Origin of the sequence: Mesohalobacter halotolerans (assembly GCF_006120725.1) — a bacterium.
In the GTDB taxonomy this organism is placed as follows: domain Bacteria; phylum Bacteroidota; class Bacteroidia; order Flavobacteriales; family Flavobacteriaceae; genus Psychroflexus; species Psychroflexus halotolerans.
Genome location: NZ_SWMU01000001.1, coordinates 91,991 through 112,193, shown reverse-complemented (window position 1 = coordinate 112,193; position 20,203 = coordinate 91,991). Strand labels below are relative to the sequence as shown.

Annotated in this window: 17 protein-coding genes and 1 pseudogene; 12 read left to right on the top strand and 6 right to left on the bottom strand. The window is 35.4% G+C overall.

Going from position 1 to position 20,203, the window contains the following annotated elements; genetic code table 11:
• Positions 1-42: 42 nt before the first annotated feature.
• The 11 genes and pseudogenes from FCN74_RS00505 to FCN74_RS00460 all read left to right on the top strand — a co-directional run bounded on the left by FCN74_RS00505 (position 43) and on the right by FCN74_RS00460 (position 13,478).
• Positions 43-423, top strand: coding sequence for a GxxExxY protein (locus FCN74_RS00505; RefSeq protein WP_138930644.1), 381 nt, complete (start codon positions 43-45; stop codon positions 421-423).
• A gap of 62 nt (positions 424-485) precedes the next feature.
• Positions 486-2,525 (top strand): alpha-ketoacid dehydrogenase subunit alpha/beta, encoded by a 2,040-nt coding sequence (locus FCN74_RS00500; RefSeq protein WP_138930643.1) that lies wholly within the window; start codon positions 486-488, stop codon positions 2,523-2,525.
• 57 nt (positions 2,526-2,582) lie between these two features.
• Positions 2,583-2,822, top strand: coding sequence for a type II toxin-antitoxin system ParD family antitoxin (locus tag FCN74_RS00495; RefSeq protein ID WP_138930642.1), 240 nt, complete (start codon positions 2,583-2,585; stop codon positions 2,820-2,822).
• A 5-nt stretch (positions 2,823-2,827) separates the two neighbouring features.
• Complete coding sequence (locus FCN74_RS00490) at positions 2,828-3,118, top strand: type II toxin-antitoxin system RelE/ParE family toxin (protein ID WP_138930641.1); 291 nt, start codon at positions 2,828-2,830, stop codon at positions 3,116-3,118.
• A pseudogene (locus FCN74_RS12380) lies at positions 3,118-3,306 on the top strand (hypothetical protein); the annotation flags it as partial. The gene FCN74_RS00490 and the pseudogene FCN74_RS12380, both read left to right, overlap by 1 nt.
• Positions 3,307-3,783: 477 nt before the next feature.
• Positions 3,784-5,796, top strand: a complete 2,013-nt coding sequence (locus tag FCN74_RS00485; protein ID WP_138930640.1) for a thioredoxin domain-containing protein — start codon at positions 3,784-3,786, stop codon at positions 5,794-5,796.
• A 239-nt stretch (positions 5,797-6,035) separates the two neighbouring features.
• Entirely contained in the window at positions 6,036-7,016 is a 981-nt protein-coding gene (locus tag FCN74_RS00480; protein WP_138930639.1) for a ribonucleotide-diphosphate reductase subunit beta, read from the top strand.
• Positions 7,017-7,100: 84 nt separating this feature from the next.
• A complete protein-coding gene (locus FCN74_RS00475; protein WP_138930638.1) occupies positions 7,101-9,569 on the top strand; it encodes a ribonucleoside-diphosphate reductase subunit alpha in 2,469 nt (822 codons plus the stop codon).
• Positions 9,570-9,927: 358 nt separating this feature from the next.
• Positions 9,928-12,036 carry a prolyl oligopeptidase family serine peptidase gene (locus FCN74_RS00470; protein WP_394348021.1) on the top strand — a complete coding sequence of 703 codons (2,109 nt, stop codon included), beginning with the start codon at positions 9,928-9,930 and terminating at the stop codon, positions 12,034-12,036.
• A gap of 46 nt (positions 12,037-12,082) precedes the next feature.
• A complete protein-coding gene (locus FCN74_RS00465; protein ID WP_138930636.1) occupies positions 12,083-12,583 on the top strand; it encodes a CIA30 family protein in 501 nt (166 codons plus the stop codon).
• Positions 12,584-12,767: 184 nt separating this feature from the next.
• Positions 12,768-13,478, top strand: coding sequence for a TerC family protein (locus FCN74_RS00460; protein WP_138930635.1), 711 nt, complete (start codon positions 12,768-12,770; stop codon positions 13,476-13,478).
• Positions 13,479-13,553: 75 nt separating this feature from the next.
• Here FCN74_RS00460 and FCN74_RS00455 read toward each other — a convergent pair whose 3' ends face one another.
• The 4 genes from FCN74_RS00455 to ahcY all read right to left on the bottom strand — a co-directional run bounded on the left by FCN74_RS00455 (position 13,554) and on the right by ahcY (position 18,495).
• Entirely contained in the window at positions 13,554-14,693 is a 1,140-nt protein-coding gene (locus tag FCN74_RS00455; RefSeq protein ID WP_138930634.1) for an ATP-binding protein, read from the bottom strand.
• 160 nt (positions 14,694-14,853) lie between these two features.
• Positions 14,854-16,461, bottom strand: coding sequence for a RecQ family ATP-dependent DNA helicase (locus FCN74_RS00450; RefSeq protein ID WP_317128749.1), 1,608 nt, complete (start codon positions 16,459-16,461; stop codon positions 14,854-14,856).
• Positions 16,410-16,955 (bottom strand): DEAD/DEAH box helicase, encoded by a 546-nt coding sequence (locus tag FCN74_RS12305; protein ID WP_317128748.1) that lies wholly within the window; start codon positions 16,953-16,955, stop codon positions 16,410-16,412. The genes FCN74_RS00450 and FCN74_RS12305 overlap by 52 nt, the downstream gene beginning before the upstream one ends.
• 226 nt (positions 16,956-17,181) lie before the next feature.
• Positions 17,182-18,495, bottom strand: a complete 1,314-nt coding sequence (gene ahcY, locus FCN74_RS00445; RefSeq protein ID WP_138930633.1) for an adenosylhomocysteinase — start codon at positions 18,493-18,495, stop codon at positions 17,182-17,184.
• Between the two features lie 53 nt (positions 18,496-18,548).
• Here ahcY and FCN74_RS00440 point away from each other — a divergent pair, with 53 nt between their 5' ends.
• Positions 18,549-19,184 (top strand): 4'-phosphopantetheinyl transferase family protein, encoded by a 636-nt coding sequence (locus tag FCN74_RS00440; protein ID WP_138930632.1) that lies wholly within the window; start codon positions 18,549-18,551, stop codon positions 19,182-19,184.
• A gap of 38 nt (positions 19,185-19,222) precedes the next feature.
• Here the strand turns inward: FCN74_RS00440 and rfbC are convergent, their stop codons facing one another.
• Positions 19,223-19,774 (bottom strand): dTDP-4-dehydrorhamnose 3,5-epimerase, encoded by a 552-nt coding sequence (rfbC, locus tag FCN74_RS00435; protein ID WP_138930631.1) that lies wholly within the window; start codon positions 19,772-19,774, stop codon positions 19,223-19,225.
• Between the two features lies 1 nt (position 19,775).
• A complete protein-coding gene (locus tag FCN74_RS00430; protein WP_138930630.1) occupies positions 19,776-20,201 on the bottom strand; it encodes an adenylyltransferase/cytidyltransferase family protein in 426 nt (141 codons plus the stop codon).
• Positions 20,202-20,203: the final 2 nt, after the last annotated feature.

The following is a 20,203-nucleotide window of genomic DNA, read 5'->3' as shown; positions in this document are numbered from 1 at the left end:
TATTAGCTTCATTGAAAGGCGCAGAGTTATAAAAAATATATTATGAATGAAAATGATTTGTCAAAAATAATTGTAAATACAGCTTACCAGATTCATGTTGAACTTGGACCAGGACTTTTAGAGTCAGTTTATGAAGAAGTTATGTTTTATGAATTAAAGGCACACGGGCTTAATCTGGATAGACAGAAACCTATTCCTTTAATTTGGAAAAATAATAAAACACAATTAGGCTTTAGAGCTGATTTAATTGTAAATAACAAAGTATTGATAGAATTAAAATCAGTTGAAAACCTAGCTCAAGTCCATCCTAAACAAGTTTTGACTTATTTAAAATTAACTAATTTAAAGCTTGGATTATTAATTAACTTTAATGAAGTGCTTATCAAAAACGGTATAACACGAATTGTAAATCACTTAGAATAAAACTTTGCGTCTTGGCGCCTCTGCCTGTCGGCAGACAGGTTTGCGCGATATAAATTACAATTATGAATAAACAAATATTATTAAAAGCCTTTAAAAACTTAGTCACTGCCAAGTCTATGGCTGAACTTTACGAAGACAATTTTAAAGTCGTCTCCAAATACGTCCACGCCACTTCACGAGGCCATGAAGTTATTCAAACAGCTGTCGGAATGCAGCTGCAACCTCAAGATTATGTTTACCCCTATTATCGGGATGATGCCATGTTACTATCTATTGGCATGCAGCCTCAAGATTTGATGTTACAACTCTTGGCTAAAAAAGACGATCCATTTTCCGGTGGTCGAACCTATTACTCGCATCCCAGTTTACGTGATGATGACAAGCCTAAAATTCCACACCAAAGTTCAGCAACTGGTATGCAGGCCATTCCTTCAACCGGAGCAGCCATGGGATTTTGGTATAAAGAAAAGTTAGATGAAGACACAAATCAAGCGGTTGTCGTTTGCTCTCTTGGTGATGCTTCTGTTACAGAAGGAGAAGTGTCAGAAGCTTTACAAATGGCTGCTTTAAAGCAATTACCGATCATTTACTTAATCCAAGATAATGATTGGGATATTTCAGCCAACGCAGAAGAAACCCGTGCTCAAAATGCTTTTGAATTTGCTCAAGGGTTTAAAGGCATAGAAGCCGTAAGTATAGACGGAACGGATTTTATTGAGTCTCATCAAACTTTTGAAAAGATTTTAAAAACCGTAAGACAAGAACGTCGCCCCTTTTTATTACATGCCAAATGTCCGCTACTAAATCACCACACTTCTGGCGTGAGAATGGAATTTTATCGCGATGATTTAGATAAATCAAAAGCAAGAGATCCGTATCCCAAGTTTGTGGAATTGATGAAGAACAAGGGGTTTTCTAAAAAAGAGCTTGATGCAATCGAAGATGAAATTAAAACCAAAGTCAAATCGGACTACGACAAAGCTTTAGCGGCTGAAGATCCCAAGCCCGAAGACTTATTTACACACGATTTTGCCCCAACAACCATAACAGAAGAAGTTGGCGAACGCTCACCAAAAAATGCAGAAAAAGTGGTGATGGTCGATTGTGCTTTGTTTGCTATTGAAGAATTGATGGAAGAGCACCCTGAATGTTTATTGTATGGACAAGATGTTGGAGGTCGACTAGGTGGTGTGTTTCGGGAAGCGGCAACCTTAGCCCAAAAATTTGGTGATCATCGCGTATTTAATACTCCTATTCAAGAAGCATTTATCGTTGGCTCAACAGTTGGGATGTCTGCAGTAGGCTTAAAACCTATTGTTGAAGTTCAATTTGCAGATTATATTTGGCCGGGGTTAAATCAGTTGTTTACCGAAGTGAGCCGCAGTTGTTACTTATCTAATGGTAAATGGCCAGTCTCTATGATTTTGCGTGTCCCGATTGGGGCTTATGGTAGCGGTGGTCCATATCACTCGTCTTCTGTAGAAAGTGTTGTCACGAACATCCGTGGACTTAAAATTGCCTATCCAAGTAATGGCGCTGATTTAAAAGGCTTGATGAAAGCAGCTTATCACGAACCCAACCCAGTAGTCATTTTTGAACATAAAGGTTTATACTGGAGTAAAGTGCCTGGCACAAAAGGCGCAACAAGTGTTGAACCTGACAAAGATTATATTTTACCCTTTGGCAAAGCTTGGGTTTTGCAAGAAATTTGGCCACAGGATAACCAAGAAACTGTCAGCATAATTACTTACGGTATGGGTGTACATTGGGCGGTTAACGCCTCCGCTGAGCTCGGCTTTAAAAATCAAATAGAAATTATAGACTTAAGAATGCTTTCACCATTAGACGAAGATACGATCTATAAATCAGTCAAAAAGTGCAAGAAATGCTTAGTGGTCACTGAAGAACCGTCTGACAATAGCTTTGCCAGAGCTTTAAGCGGCAAAATTCAGGAAAACTGTTTTCAACACCTCGATGCACCTGTTATGACGATTGGGTCTGAAAATATGCCGGCAATACCTTTAAATTCAACTTTAGAAGAAACCATGATACCGAGTATGGAGAAAGTGAAGGATAAGATTGAGGAGGTTTTAAAGTATTAAGTTTTAATTGCATCTAAAAATTAATTATATTGCACCAATAATCATAATAATGATGCAATGGCAACAATTAGAAAATCCATAACATTTACAACTCAGCAAGAAGATTGGATAAAACACCAACTCCAAAAGGGATTATACACAAACGAAAGTGAGTATATTAGAGATTTAATTCGAAACGATCAAAAAAATTACCTTAAGCAAAAACAGCTGGAAAAAGCTATACATGAAGGTTTACAAAGTGGTGTTAGCAATCATTCTATCCTAGACATTATGGATGAAATTAACCATATTGGTTAATCAAAATGAGGCAGTATAAGTTATCTACAAAAGCTGATGCTGATATCTCTGATATATATAGATATGGCATAAATAACTTTGGGATTACTATTGCGAAGTCTTATCTAGTCGGCTTACATAACATTTCCAATAAACTGAAATTTTATAGAGAATTATGGCGACCATATTTTCACATCATATATGGATTGTATAAATATAATTATAAGTCTCATGTTGTTTTTTTCACTGAAGAAGAAGATTACATTTTTATAGTTAGAATTCTTCAAAAAAATATGGATTTTGAAAGCCATTTATAGACAACACATCCGCCAGAGCTTTAGGTGGCAAACTTCAGGAAAACTGTTTTCAACACCTCGATGCACCTGTTATGACGATTGGGTCTGAAAATATGCCGGCAATACCTTTAAATTCAACTTTAGAAGAAACAATGATTCCGAGCACTGAAAAAGTGAAGGTGAAGATTGAGGAGTTGTTGAGGTATTAATGCTGAAAGTCTCGAAAGCGGGCTATTCATGATACTAATTTGAAGATTTAATAATGTGAGGATTTGAAAATTTAATATTGACAATAGAAACAATAGTATCAATAGTATCTTATCTATTGTAACAACAGAATCAATATTTACAATAGCATCAACAGAAACCATAGAATCGACAAAAACCATAGAGACAAAATTCAGTCAAGTATCTACGAGAGAGAAAACATCTTTGCACCGCTGCGTGAAGGTTATAAATCATTAAGACATTAAGAGGCATTAAGGCTTTATGTTTTCTTTGCGTGAAAATCTTTGTGTGCTCTGCGTGAAACTATCCACAAGAAACACTTTGTGCCTTCGCGGCTTTGCGTGAAATAATACAATTTTGAATAAAATAAATATTAAGAACAATAGCATCAACAGTATCTTAATATCGATTCGAATTCATAAAGCTTTCATTAATTTTGTAGGTAAAAAAATTGCGCAATGCTCAAAAACAACCTATCACAATCAGCTAGCCCGTATTTACTTCAGCACAAAGATAATCCTGTGCACTGGCAAGAATGGAGTGATGAAGTTTTGGAAAAAGCCAAAGCAGAAAACAAGTGTTTGCTCATTAGTATTGGATACTCCGCTTGCCATTGGTGTCACGTCATGGCACACGAATGTTTTGAAGACAAAGAAGTAGCAGGTTTGATGAACAAACATTTTATCAACATCAAAATAGACCGTGAGGAACGTCCCGATATCGATCAAATCTACATGGATGCGGCTCAAATCTTAACCGGTCGTGGCGGATGGCCACTCAATGCTTTTGCCTTACCTGACGGCAAACCTTTTTACGCCGGGACCTATTTTCCCAAAGACAATTGGATCAAAATCTTAGAAAACATTGCACAAGCCTATAAAGAACAACCTGAAACATTAATAAACACTGCAAAACGATTAACGGACGGGATTAATAGTGTTGATATTTTTGAGTCAGAAAATCAAAATTCTAACTTTTCTGAAAGTGAACTCATAGCGTCCTACAAATCTTGGTATAAACATATTGATTTTGACAATGGAGGTATAGACAAAGCTCCTAAATTCCCTATGCCTGTGGTTTGGGAAAGTTTGTTAGAATATTATGCATTGTACAAAGATGAAAAAGCGCTACAAGCCGTTGAGATCACACTAGATAAAATGTTGCATGGTGGTATTTACGATTGGGTTGGTGGCGGGTTTTCACGTTATAGTGTAGATGGGTATTGGTTTGCACCACATTTTGAAAAAATGCTTTACGACAATGCTCAATTGCTAAGCCTATATGCTGATGTTTATAAAATCACACAAAACAACGCCTACAAAAAATGTATAGAAGAAACCATTAATTTTTTAAACACAGAGCTGAAGCACAAAAACTTAGGATATTACTCAGCGCTCGATGCAGACTCCGAAGGTGAAGAAGGTTTGTTTTACACTTGGACATCAAAGGAATTAAAAGCAATTTTAAGTGCAGAGGAGTTTGAACTAACCACTGCTTTTTTTGGCTTAAGGTCTAATGGAAACTGGGAAAATGGAAGAAATATATTGTCCCAAAATTTAGCATTAGAACCCTTAGCAGATAAATTTCAAATAAGCTTAGAGGAAACGCAAAATTACTTATCTAGAATTAAAAATAAACTAAAAACTACTAGAGATAAACGTCAGAAACCAGGAATAGATAATAAACTTATAACTGCCCATAACGCTATGTTGGTAAAAGGTTTAATAAAAGCTTATCAAGCATTTTTAAATAAAGAGTATAAAAATATAGCTTTAGAGTTAGTAGATAGTCTTATCAATAACAGCATTAATGAGGATTATTCTGTTAGGCGAATAATGGATAAGCCTGATTTAGACGGTTTTTTAGATGATTATGCATTTGTTATAGAAGCCATGATTCTAACTTATGAAAATACTTTTCAAGTGAAATATTTAGAAATTGCAGAACATTTAATGCAGTATACTTTAGACAACTTTTATAACGAACAACAAGACCTATTTTATTATACAGAAAAGTCCACAAAACTCATTGCTAGAAAAATTGAATTTAGTGATAATGTCATTCCGTCTTCAAATGCTGTTATGGCAGAAAACCTATGGCGACTTGGCCACCTATTTTCTATTGAAAACCATATTGTTAGAACTAAAAACATGTTGCAAAAAGTTAGGCCGCTTTATAAAAAATACAGTTTGTATTTTGCTAACTGGCACAAGTTAAATATCGCTGTTTTAAAAGGTCAAATTGATGTCGCAATAACAGGACCAAATGCGCTAAGTAATACCCAAAAACTCCAAAAGCATTATTGGCCAATATGCAATTTTTGCGGAGGAATATCAGAAAATATTCCTCTACTTGAACATAAAATTAATCCAAAAAGAGATCAAATATTTATTTGCCAGAATAAAACTTGCTCTATTCCTTTAACAAATCTAAAAGAAAGTATAGAAGTGTTAAAAAAACAAATTTCATAATTTATTTTTCAAAATACTTACCACTCTTCAAGCCCTTTAAAAATGGGCGAAATTTAATACGAAAAAATTTAAGTAATTGACAAACAATACGTTAAATAACTACTTAACAATCAGTTAACTTAGATAAATGTTGAAAACTTGTTGAAAACCTAAACATTGCTGTAAAGATAAAACTGGATTTATTTTAGATATTTGTTGGTGCTGAAATAATCAAATTTAACATTTAAAACACATTAATCATGGCGCAAGTAGAACCGATTTTGCAAGAGAACAAAGACCGATTTGTAGTATTTCCTATCAAACACCACGATATTTGGGAATGGTATAAAAAATGTGAAGCTAGTTTTTGGACGGCAGAGGAAATCGATTTGCACCAAGATATTTCAGACTGGCAAAATAAACTCAATGCCGATGAACAATATTTTATCAAACATATTTTAGCTTTTTTTGCGGCATCTGACGGAATAGTAAATGAAAACCTAGCCGAAAATTTTGTCAATGAAGTCCAATATACAGAAGCTAAATTTTTCTACGGTTTCCAGATTATGATGGAAAACATCCATTCAGAAACCTACTCTTTACTGATAGATACGTACGTCAAAGATGAAGCAGAAAAGGATAAACTATTTAAAGCTATTGAAAACTTTCCCGCCATTAAGAAAAAAGCAGATTGGGCATTAAAATGGATAGAAAGTCCAAGTTTTGCTGAACGTTTGATTGCCTTTGCTGCTGTAGAAGGGATTTTCTTTTCAGGCGCATTTTGCTCGATTTTTTGGTTGAAAAAACGCGGTTTAATGCCCGGTTTAACCTTTTCAAACGAATTGATCTCTAGAGACGAAGGCGTACACTGTGATTTTGCTGTGCATTTACACAATGAGCATATTGTCAACAAAGTATCTAAAGAACGCATTAGAGAAATTTTGGTCGATGCATTAGATATTGAGCGTGAGTTCATTACAGAATCGCTACCGGTGAGCTTAATCGGTATGAATGCCAAACTCATGACACAATATTTGGAGTTCGTAACAGACCGCTTACTTGTTGAACTTGAGTGCGAAAAAGAATATAATGCCACCAATCCATTTGATTTTATGGATATGATCAACCTTCAAGGTAAAACCAATTTCTTTGAAAAACGCGTTGGCGAATACCAAAAAGCTGGCGTGATGTCTAAAGATAAAGAGAAAGACAACAAAATAAGTTTTGACGAAGATTTTTAAAACTCGTTAAAACGATTACTTATAACTAACTATTTATTAATTACTTAAATCTGAATATCAGATTTAACCTAAAACTATTTTACCATGTATGTCATAAAACGAAACGGACAAAAGGAGCCGGTAATGTTCGATAAGATTACTGCCCGAATTAAAAAACTATGCTACGGCTTAAGCCCATTAGTTGAACCGACCAAAGTCGCCATGCGTGTCATTGAAGGTTTATACGATGGTGTAACCACTAGCGAATTGGACAACCTCGCCGCAGAAGTAGCTGCAACGATGACAACGACTCATCCTGATTATGCTCAGCTTGCCGCAAGAGTGTCTGTTTCTAATTTACATAAAAATACAAAAAAGACCTTTAGCGAGGTCATGACAGATCTGTACGAATATGTCAATCCACATACAGGTAAAAAAGCACCATTACTTTCAGATGAAGTTTACAAAGTAATTGAAGAGCACAAGGACACTTTAGATTCTCATATTATTTACAGTCGTGACTTCAACTACGACTATTTTGGGTTCAAAACCTTAGAACGTTCCTACCTCTTAAAGCTTGATGGTAAAATAGCAGAGCGCCCACAACACATGTTGATGCGTGTATCTATAGGAATTCACATTGATGATATTGATGCGGCACTCGAAACCTATGAGTTGATGTCCAAAAAGTATTTTACACATGCGACACCAACTTTATTTAACTCCGGAACACCCAAACCACAAATGTCATCTTGCTTCTTGTTAACCACCAAAGAAGACAGTATCGATGGGATTTATGACACCCTTAAACAAACAGCCAAAATTTCCCAATCTGCCGGTGGTATTGGGTTATCTATTCACAATATTAGAGCCACAGGTTCATATATTGCTGGAACCAATGGTACTTCTAATGGTATCGTTCCTATGCTTCGTGTATTTAATGATACGGCAAGATATGTTGACCAAGGTGGTGGAAAACGTAAAGGATCTTTTGCCATTTATATCGAACCTTGGCACGCAGACATTATGAATTTCCTTGACCTCAAAAAAAATCACGGTGCAGAGGAAATGCGAGCTAGAGATTTGTTTTATGCCATGTGGGTGCCAGACTTGTTTATGAAACGCGTTGAGGAAAATGGTGAATGGACGCTGATGTGCCCTAACGAATGTCCAGACCTCTTTGATAGCCATAGCGAAGAATTTGAAGCCCTTTATGAAAAATATGAAAAAGAAGGTCGAGGCCGAAAGACCATAAAAGCCAGAGAGCTGTGGGAAAAGATTTTAGAATCTCAAATAGAAACGGGAACACCATATATGCTGTATAAAGATGCAGCCAATAGAAAATCAAATCAAAAAAATCTGGGAACAATCCGATCTTCAAACCTGTGTACTGAAATTTTAGAATATACTAGTCCAGATGAAGTTGCAGTTTGTAATTTAGCCTCAATCGCTTTACCAATGTTTGTAAAAGATGGTGATTTTGACCATAAAGAATTATACAAAATCACTAAGCGTGTCATCAAAAACTTAAATAAAGTTATTGACAGAAACTACTATCCTGTTAAAGAAGCCGAAAACTCTAACATGCGTCATCGACCTGTTGGTTTAGGAATTCAAGGATTGGCAGATGCTTTTATAATGTTAAGACTGCCATTTACAAGTGATAAAGCCAAAAAACTAAATCAAGAAATTTTTGAAACCTTATACTATGCTTCTGTGGAAGCTTCTATGGAATTAGCAAAAGTTGAAGGAACCTATTCAAGTTATGAAGGCTCACCAATTAGTCAAGGCGAATTCCAGTATAATTTATGGGGATTAAAAGACAAAGACCTTAGTGGACGATGGAATTGGGAAGCCCTAAGAGATAAAGTTAAAGAAAACGGTGTAAGAAATTCCTTACTCCTAGCGCCAATGCCTACAGCATCGACATCTCAAATCCTTGGCAACAATGAAGCCTTCGAACCATATACTTCAAATATTTATACTAGAAGAGTACTTTCAGGAGAGTTCATTGTCGTCAATAAACACTTGCTCAAAGACCTAGTTGATCGTGACTTATGGACCGACGAAGTTAAAGACGCCATTATGCGTGCCAACGGTTCAGTTCAAAATATCGACATTATTCCAGAAGATATCAAAGAACTTTATAAAACCGTTTGGGAACTTTCTATGAAAGATATTATCGATATGAGTCGTCAGCGTGGCTATTTCATCGATCAGTCGCAGTCACTCAACCTCTTTATGGAAGGTGCAACTTTAGCTAAATTGACTTCTATGCACTTTTACGCATGGAAAAGTGGCTTAAAAACTGGTATGTATTACCTGAGAACAAAATCTGCTGTTGATGCGATTAAGTTTACCCTTAAAAAGGAAAAGAAAACTCAGGAATTACCAGCAGAACAAAGCACAGAAAAAGTTGCCGAAGCTAATGCTGAAAAACTAAAGCAGCACGAGGCTAAAAACAAAAATGTCGTCGCTCCTGATAATTCATCACTATCACCCGAAGAGTTAAAGCAATTAATCAAACAATCCAAAGAATCTGAAGGCGATGACTGTTTGATGTGTGGCTCATAATTTATCATAAGTATTCTGAACATAAAAACCGATCTTTCAACAGGTCGGTTTTTTACTTTAAACCTGAGTAAGATTTAAATAATTCAGTTTTGTAAAGCCTTCAAATTGAGTCTGCCTCGCCGGCAGGCAGGTGATTTTTTGGAGTAAAACGAAGAATCCCGAATATCTCGGGAGTATCGAAATTAGGCTTTATGATGAAAATATAATTGTTATTTTTCATCTTTTGAGTTAAAAAACATTATACGTTATTAGTCGAACTCACGTTTTTAGTAATCATATCGATTTTATTTTAGTATTTTTAAAACAAAAATATAACAATATGAAACCGCTTTTAACCCTTTTGATAATTTGCATTACCATGAGTGCTTGCCAAGACAACTTAAAATCTACTCCAACACCAGCAATTACATACCCTGAAACCAAAACAGTTGATACTGTAGATACTTATTTCGGTACCGAAGTGAAAGATCCTTATCGTTGGTTGGAAGACGACCGTAGTGAAGAAACCGAAGCTTGGGTCAAAGCACAAAATAAAGTCACGCAGTCTTTTCTTAAAGACATTCCTTATAGAGATAAGTTAAACAAACGCCTGACTGAAATATGGAATTATGAAAAAGTTGGCGCACCTTTTTTTGAAGGCGATTATGTGTATTTTTCTAAAAACGATGGACTGCAAAACCAATCGGTAATTTATCGCTACAAAAAAGACCAGACAGAAGCTGATGCCGAAGTGTTTTTAAACCCAAATACATTTAGTGATGATGGCACAACATCATTGGCAGGCTTAAGTTTTTCAGAAGACGGGTCAATTTCTGCACATTCAATATCTGAAGGTGGAAGTGACTGGCGTAAGATTATTGTCATGAATGCAGAAACCAAAGCTGTAATGGAAGATACCATTAAAGATGTTAAGTTTAGTGGAATTTCATGGAAAGCTAACGATGGGTTTTACTATTCCAGTTATGACAAACCTGAAGGCAGTGAACTCTCTGCCAAAACAGACCAGCATAAATTATATTATCATAAACTCGGCACATCTCAAAAGAATGATGAGGTGATATTTGGAGGAACATTAGAAGAAAAACACCGTTATGTTGGAGGAAGTGTAACTGAAGATAATCGTTTTTTAATTGTCTCGGCTTCTAAATCGACTTCTGGCAATCAGCTGTTTGTAAAAGATTTAACTAGCGAAAACCCCAAGCTTATTCCGGTTATGAATAATTACCAAAGTGATGTGAGTATCTTAGATAATGACGGCGAAAGAATTATTATGTACACTAATCATCAAGCACCAAATGGCCGAATAGTCAGTGCAACTTTTCCTGAACTTTCTCCAGAAAACTGGACAGATGTAATTCCGGAAACCGAAAATGTACTCAGCCCATCAACTGGTGGTGGATATATTTTTGCCGAATATATGGTCGATGCCATTTCTCAGGTAAAACAATATGATAAAACAGGAAAACTCGTTCGGGAAGTCGAGCTGCCGGGCATTGGGACAATAAGTGGTTTTGGGGCAAAAGAAGACGAAACAGAATTATATTACCGTTTTACAAATTACGTCACGCCAGGGTCAATTTATAAATATGATATTGAAAATGGTAAATCTGAATTATATAGAAAATCTGCGATCGACTTTAATACAGAAAACTATGAAAGCAAGCAAGTTTTTTATACTTCTAAAGATGGAACAAAAATCCCAATGATTATTACCCATAAAAAAGGTTTAGAGCTTAACGGACAAAATCCAACAATTTTATATGGTTATGGGGGTTTCAATATTTCATTGACTCCCAGTTTCAGTACAGCCAATACCATTTGGTTAGAACAAGGCGGCGTTTATGCAGTTGCCAATCTCCGTGGAGGTGGCGAATACGGAAAAGCTTGGCATAAAGCTGGGACCAAAATGAAAAAACAAAACGTGTTTGACGATTTCATTGCTGCAGGAGAATTTTTGATTAGTAAAAACTACACTTCTTCAGACTATCTAGCGATTCGTGGTGGTTCTAACGGCGGTCTATTAGTTGGAGCAACTATGACCCAACGTCCTGATTTGATGAAAGTCGCTTTGCCCGCTGTTGGTGTTTTAGATATGTTGCGCTATCATACCTTTACATCAGGTGCAGGTTGGGCTTACGATTATGGAACTTCAGAAGATAGTAAAGAGATGTTTGAATACCTTTATGGATATTCGCCAGTTCATAACGTGGAAGAAGGTACTGAATATCCGGCAACCTTAATCACAACAGGCGACCACGATGACAGAGTTGTGCCAGCCCATAGCTTTAAGTTTGCAGCGGAGTTGCAAGCCAAGCAAGCAGGGGATAACCCAGTTTTGATTCGTATTGAAACTGATGCGGGTCACGGTGCAGGTAAACCAACCTCTATGATTATACAAGAACAAGTTGATATTTTTGCGTTTACGCTTTATAATATGGGATTTAAAACTTTACCCAATTCAAAATAATATGAGGATCTCTCTAAGATTAACTTTGATTTTAATATGTTTAGGTATGAGCGTTAATGCACAACAGACTATTTTTTCATTTCCACAAGCCAATTCAACTGAGGAATGGCAGATCGTCAACGATGGTGTCATGGGTGGTTTATCGGAGAGTAAACTCACCTTAACTGAAAAAGGATATGGACAATTTTCAGGACATGTCTCTTTAGAGAATAACGGTGGGTTTGCTTCTATGAGACTGCTTACCAATATACAAATCAATTCAGAATATCAACATGTAATACTGTATCTTAAAGGTGATGGTAAAAACTACCAATTTCGACTGAAGGGAGATCAAAGTCAACCGCAATCTTATGTTCAGGAATTCAAAACCAATGGCGAATGGCAAACTATAAAGTTGAAATTAAGTGGATTTTCACCTCAATTTCGAGGTAGAGCTTTAGACTTACCAAATTTCAACTTCTCAAAAATTGAAGAAGTGCGATTTTTGATCGCTAATAAAAAAGAGGAGGATTTTAAGTTACTTGTAAAATCTATTGGATTGGAGTAAAAAACAAGAATAAAATATCAACTTTTAGTTTATCTAAACGTACAATTTTGCAATTCAATTGCAAAATTGTACTGTAGCTATTGTGGTTTTATATTTCAACAATGCATCTCTTTAGAAATCAAAATGTAAATTTTATATGTTAATTTTGATTTTGAAATAATTTTATTCTAATCACCACAGCTTTATGGAAATTTTTCTTCAACCCGAAATCTGGATATCCTTACTCACATTAATTTTCATGGAGATTGTTTTGGGCATAGACAACATCATTTTTATTTCTATTATTTCCGGTAAACTCCCAAAAGATCAACAGCAAAAAAGCATGTATGTCGGTTTGACTTTGGCTTTGTTAATAAGGATTGCTTTACTCTTCAGCATCACCTGGATCATTGGTTTAACTGAGCCCGTTTTGAGTATTTTTAATTTTGATTTGAGTTGGAGAGACATTATCCTAGCAGTTGGAGGCACCTTTTTAATTCTGAAAAGTATTTTTGAAATTCACCATAAAGTCGAAGGTGACGAGAAGGAAACCGCGGTCAAAAACGTGAGTTCGTTTAGTAAAGCTATTGTTCAAATCGTTGCTTTAGATTTAGTGTTTTCTTTTGATTCTATTCTCACTGCGGTTGGACTAACAGAAGAAATCATTTTGATGATCATTGCCGTCATCGTTTCCATCATTGTCATGATGATTTTTGCCAAAAAAGTGAGTGATTTTGTCAACAAGTATCCAACCATTCAGATTTTAGCACTGTCGTTTTTAATCCTGATTGGGTTTATGCTTTTTGTTGAAGCTTTGCACTATCACGTGCCTAAAGGCTACATCTATTTTGCCGTGTTCTTTTCATTAATCATTGAAATGCTGAATATAAGGTTTAGGAAAAACCAAAAGCGTTAGGCGAGTATTTCCAGTTTAGCAAAAGCTATAAAATTAATGGAAAATTATACCTTGAAAAAACATAAATAAACCCGTTTAGATTTTAGAGTTGTGCGTTATAAAATCAGTATAGTTTTCTCTATTTATAACTTCAAATTTTGATTGAGGGTAATTCTCTTTAAAAGATTTTGGCATTTTTGGTTTCTTTTTTTTATTCCATTTAAACTCAAAACCATACAATATACCATCTCTTTCTTCTATGTAATCGATCTCATTTTGAGAGAATGTTCTCCAGAAATACGTATTAATCCATTGATGGGTATAATTGTTTTTTTTAGCTCTTTCAACAATTAAATAGTTTTCCCATAAAGCTCCTGTATCTTGTCTTAGTGACAATGGGTTGAAGTTTTTTATTATTGCATTTCTGATGCCATTGTCATAAAAATATATTTTTTTTCCTTTTTTGATTTCGTTTCTATGGTTCTTGCTGAAAGAGTTGAGCTTAAAAATGACATAGGCTTGCTCTAAATAGTTTATATACCGTTCAACAGTTTCATTATCGGCTCCAATGAGTTTTGATAACTCATTATATGACACTTCATGGCCTAATTGTAAAGCAAGGGCTTGTAATAACTTTTCTATAAGACTTGGCTTTTTGATGTAGTCTAAGGCAAAAATATCTTTATACAAGTAACCATCTGTTAAACCTCTTAGAACTTCTTTTTCATGACCGTGAGATGTTATAACTTCAGGATAAGAGCCATAAATAAGTCTATGATCAAGAAGCCTTTTTTCTTCTAGTCGTGAGGTATGCCTTTCCATTTCCACAAAAGAAATTGGATATAAAAACAGGTCTATTTTTCTGCCTGTTAAAGGCTCGTTTATTTTGGAAGACAATTCAAATGCAGAAGACCCTGTCACAATAATATCAACACTTTCAATATTATCTTTTATCAATTTTAAAACCAAACCTATATTGTTTATTCTTTGGGCTTCATCAATTATAACAGTCTTATTATCTCCAATGATTTGATTTAACTTGGTTGATGTTGAATTTAAAAGCATAGCTCTTACGTCAGCTTCATCACCGTTTAGCCACAAAATAGGTTCTTTTAGACTGAACTTAATTGTTTTTAATAAGGTTGTTTTACCAACTTGCCTTGGGCCTGGTATATAGAGTATTTTATTTCTTTCGAGACGTTCTATTATATTATCTTCTAAAGCCCTCTTTATCATAAAATTTCGTTTAAAAACGCAAATATAGTTATAATTTTGCGTTTTGAAACGTAAAACTAAAGGGTTTGTCTTTGTGAATTTTAATTGCTACACTAGAAAATAATTCTTCTATCCTTTTACTACAATTTCAAATTTTCAAATAACCCCATTTTTAAATTGGTTAATTGTTTTCAGCTAAATACAATCCCATTTTGATTTTCCAATACGGCATTTTTTCTTTAAAATACTCATAATAGGGTTTTAGGGCTTCTTCTTCTAAGTCTAATTTTGCTTTTGCTTTTACGATGCTTTCAACTTCTGCTTTGGTTATAAATTGCCAAAGGTCAATGGGTTTGCCGGCTTTGTGCAATTTTATGAGGTGTCCGTATATCGTACCTTCTGTATATTCTCTTTTTTGTGCTATTTCAGAAATGTTTAAACCCTCTTGGTAATATTGAAAAGTAATGTGCTCTGTAGGGGTTTTTTTAGTTTTCTTTTTGGGTTTGGGCTTACTTCTGTCATTAAGATAAGTTTTAATGATTGCTAAAAATTGACGGCCATATTTTTTGTTTTTAGCCTCACCAACACCGCTGATTTGTAGAAAATCTTTCCCGTCTTTTGGCAACTGTTTTTCCATATCTCTTAAGCTAGCATAACTAAAAACAATATAAGGAGGCACATTTTCTTTATCAGCAATTTCTTTTCTCAATTGTCGAAGTTCTTCAAATAAACCCGACTTTTCAATTGCAATGGTATCGTCTAGTTCTGGGGTTTTTGGTTTCAATTGAGGTCGAGCCAGCTTTACTTTATAGTCTTTAAATAAGATTTTTTTTGCCAAAGGCGTCAGTAACAAGCGACCGCCTTCGTGAAAACGAATTTCCAGAATACCTTGGTTAATCATCTGAATGATATACTGTTGTAAGTCTAGCCATGAGACATCACGCGCAGCTCCGTAAGTTTTAATATTTTGATAACCTTTATCGTAGACCTGAGCATTTCTTGAACCACGCAACACATCGACTATCATATTTAAAGGTTCATTTTGTTGTAATCGATAAACAGCTGAGCAAACTTTCTGAGTTAAAATAGTGCCGCCAAAAAATTGAGGTGGGACTTTACAATTATCACAATTGTTGCATTTTTCAGCGGTATGTTCACCAAAATAATTAAGCAAGGCAATTCGTCTACAACTTAAAGCTTCTGCAAATTGTTGCATACGTTTGAGTTTAGCTTCTTGAATTTCTTTGTTGGTAGCATTTTCAATAAATCTTTGGAGCTGCACAACATCGGCATAACTGTAAAATAATAAGGTATGCGCTGGCAGACCGTCGCGACCGCTACGACCTATTTCTTGATAGTAGCTTTCGATATTTTTGGGCAAATTATAATGAATAACCCAACGCACATTACTTTTGTCGATGCCCATGCCAAAAGCAATGGTAGCAACGATAATTGGTGTTTTATCACTTACAAAGTCGTTTTGTATTTCACTGCGGACTTCGGCATCTAAGCCCGCATGATAAGCTTTTGCCTTATAACCATAATCATTTAACTTGTTTGCCAGTGTTTCTGTGCTCTTTCTGCTTAGACAGTAAATGATTCCACTCTCTTCTTTTCGCCCTTTTAAAAATTGTAAAATCTGTTGTATTCTTTTAGTACCAGGTCTGACTTCAAGATAAAGGTTTTTCCGATTAAACGAACTCACAAATTTTTTGGCCTTAGGAATATTGAGTTGATTTAAAATATCATCTTGTGTAGCCACATCGGCTGTTGCGGTAAAGGCAGCCACAGGGATTTTAGAAAAACTTGTTTTAAACTGCCCAACTCTTTGTAAGCAGGTCTAAAATCATGACCCCAAGCCGAAATACAATGGGCTTCATCAATAGCAAACAAACTGATTTTTGAATTATTGAGATGTGGTAACAAAATTTTTAAACTCTCAGGGGCTACATAAGGCAATTTAGTAGTTTGGTTGTGAAGACTTTGCAACACTTCATTTTGAACATCTTGAGATTGCGAGCTATTGTAAAAATGAGCAGAAATACCATTCGCTCTCAGCGCATCGACTTGGTCTTTCATCAAAGCTATAAGCGGTGAAATGACAATAGCAACACCGTCGAGCATTAAAGCTGGCAATTGAAAACAAATCGACTTTCCTCCGCCAGTTGGCATAATAGCTAGAACATCTTGAGCTTCTAAAATAGACTGAATAACAGCTTCTTGATTGGGTTTGAAACTGTCGTAGCCAAAGTGTTTTTTGAGAAGTTGAATTGGTTTGGTCATGCTTCAAAACTACTCAAGCTTATTGTTTTTTGCAAGTAGGCTTTATCTTTAAAATTTAAAAAATCAATTGAAATCAAAAATTGATTAGTTGTATCCCTCAAAAAAAATTAAACAAAATGATAATTTATAACTAAAAAAACCTCACAGGTTTGACTTCGAATTCTCTCTGTCAACGTAACCTGTGAAGTTTAAATTTGATTTATCCTTCTTGTTGTTTTATAAACTTTTAATACCTGTAATATTCAGGCTTAAACGGCCCTTTGACTTCAACGCCGATATAATCGGCTTGGTCTTGTTTGAGTTTTGTGAGTTCAGCACCAATTCGGCTTAAGTGTAGCTCTGCGACTTTTTCATCAAGGTGCTTAGGCAACATGTAAACTTCATTTTTGTATTTATCTTCATTCTCCCACAATTCCATTTGTGCTAAAGTCTGATTAGTAAAAGAGTTGCTCATCACAAAACTTGGGTGGCCGGTTGCACAACCAAGGTTAACTAAACGCCCTTCAGCTAATAGAATAATATCTTTGCCGTCAATGGTATATTTATCAACTTGTGGTTTGATTTCTACTTTTTCTTCCGCATTATTTTTTAACCAAGCCACGTCAATTTCATTGTCAAAATGGCCAATATTACAAACGATAGTTTTGTCATTCATAGCCTTAAAGTGCTCCCCACGAACAATGTCTTTGTTTCCGGTAGTTGTTATGACAATATCAGCTTTGTCCAAAACTGTCTCTAAACGCTTGACCTCGAAGCCATCCATGGTTGCTTGAAGGGCACAAATCGGATCAATTTCTGTGATGGTAACAATTGCATTGGCCCCTTTAAACGAGGCTGCCGTTCCTTTGCCCACATCGCCATAGCCACAAACCACGACTTTTTTTCCCGCAAGCATGGTGTCAGTTGCCCGTCTTATGGCATCTACAGCAGACTCACGGCAACCGTATTTATTGTCAAATTTAGATTTTGTTACACTGTCGTTCACATTAATAGCAGGAATAGGTAAAGTGCCTTTTTTCATACGCTCGTATAAACGGTGAACACCAGTCGTAGTTTCTTCAGAAAGCCCTTTAATACCTTTTGTCAATTCAGGAAATTCATCTAAAACCATATTGGTTAAATCACCGCCGTCGTCCAAGATTAAATTGAGCGGTTTACGTTCTTCACCAAAAAATAAAGTTTGTTCAATACACCAATTAAACTCTTCTTCGGTCATGCCTTTCCAAGCATAAACAGCGATACCAGCATCGGCTATAGCGGCGGCAGCATGGTCTTGTGTTGAAAAAATATTACAAGAACTCCAAGTGACTTCTGCACCGAGCTCAACTAAAGTTTCAATGAGAACTGCGGTTTGAATAGTCATGTGTAGACATCCGGCAATTCTGGCTCCTTTCAAAGGTTTTTTGTCTCCATATTCTTCTCTTAAAGACATTAGGCCTGGCATTTCGGCTTCTGCTAGTTCGATTTCTCTTCGGCCCCATTCTGCGAGTGAAATATCTTTAACTTTGTAAGGAACGTAAGTATTGGGTTTTGAACTCATCTTGTATATTTGTTTGAATTTTTCGCAAAAATAAACATAATCTTTACAATGCTATGCCCGTTTACAAAACAATAACAATAGATGAAACTTCAAGATTGCAGATTTGGAAAGTTGAAGAATCTTTAGTAGAACTTTCAAGTGGTATTGAGCTATCTGATTACTGTAAAGAACGCTTTGAAGCGATGAAATCTGAAATACACCAAAGGGCGTTTATGAGCATTAGACATTTGCTACAAAACTTTGGTTATACCGATTTTGACTTGGAATATGACGATAACGGCAAACCTCATTTAAAAGATGGTAAACATATTTCAATATCACATTCGTATAACTTTACGGTCGTTATTGTAAGTGATAGAAAAGTTGGTGTTGATATTGAAAAACAACGTGAAAAGATTAAGCGCATTGCTCCAAAATTTACACCGATAGAAGAATATCGTTCGTTAGGTCGAAAGGATTTAATTAAAAAACTGACTATTGTTTGGGGTGCCAAGGAGTCTTTGTATAAATTGTTTGGGAAGCAGGGCTTGTTGTTTTTACACGATATATATGTCGTAGATTTTGATTTTAAGGCTTCTACCACAGATGCTGAAGTCACTTATCAAGGTTTAAAAAAACATTACCATCTTAAGTTTTATGAAATTGAAGATTTTATATGCGTTTACGCTATTGAGCCCAAACTAAATTGACTATAGAAATTACTTTAGATAGACTTTAGAATTTGGTTTTAGAAAGGGGATTTAAAATTTTTAAAGCTCTGAAGATTTTTATCCTTTTCAGACAATATGAGCTTTTCCTTTTCAAATTGCCAATCAATGTTTAAGTCTTTATCATTCCAAATAATACCTGTATCATGATCAGGGGCATAAACATTATCAATCTTGTAAGAAAAAATTGCAGTATCACTGAGCACTAAAAACCCATGGGCAAAGCCACGCGGCATAAAAAATTGTGTTTTATTCTTTGCAGTCAATAACACACTTTGATGTTTTCCAAATGTTGGAGAGTCTTTTCTCAAATCGACTGCGACATCTAAAACTTCACCCTGAACGACTCTCACTAGTTTAGCTTGTGCATAAGGCGGAATTTGGAAATGCAAACCTCGTAATACGCCTTTTTGAGATTTTGATTCATTGTCTTGAACAAAATCAATTTTTATTCCAATGTGTTCCTCAAACTTTCCTTGGTTAAAACTTTCAAAAAAATAACCGCGTTTGTCTTCAAAAACATTAGGCTGAATGGTAAAGCAACCTTTTAAAGCTGTCTCTTTTACTGTCATATTATTTGCTTTTCAAAAGCCAGCTGCTGGATTGAATTTTATCTCCAAGACCATCTAAGAGTTTTACTCCCAATTCATTGCATATTTCTGCTTCCGGGATGCTCTGGTTGTCCTGATCGCCACCATTAGCAAAAATAAAATTATATTGACCTTCGTAATTTTCTACAATCTTTTGAATACTGGCTTTTACGGTTCGGTCTTTATCTATAGACAAAAATGCTTTGTCAACGGGTTTGATATTACTGACAATAATCATGCGCTCGTCCTCATCCTGAAAAGCTTTACTTCCTTTAAGTTTTCTTTGGTGATCATTATTGACAATGACAAATAATTCATCAGCATGAGTTTTTGCATTATGAAAATACTCCAAATGTCCTTTATGAATAGGATTAAAGTAACCTGAGACAATTATAGCGGTTTTTTTCATGA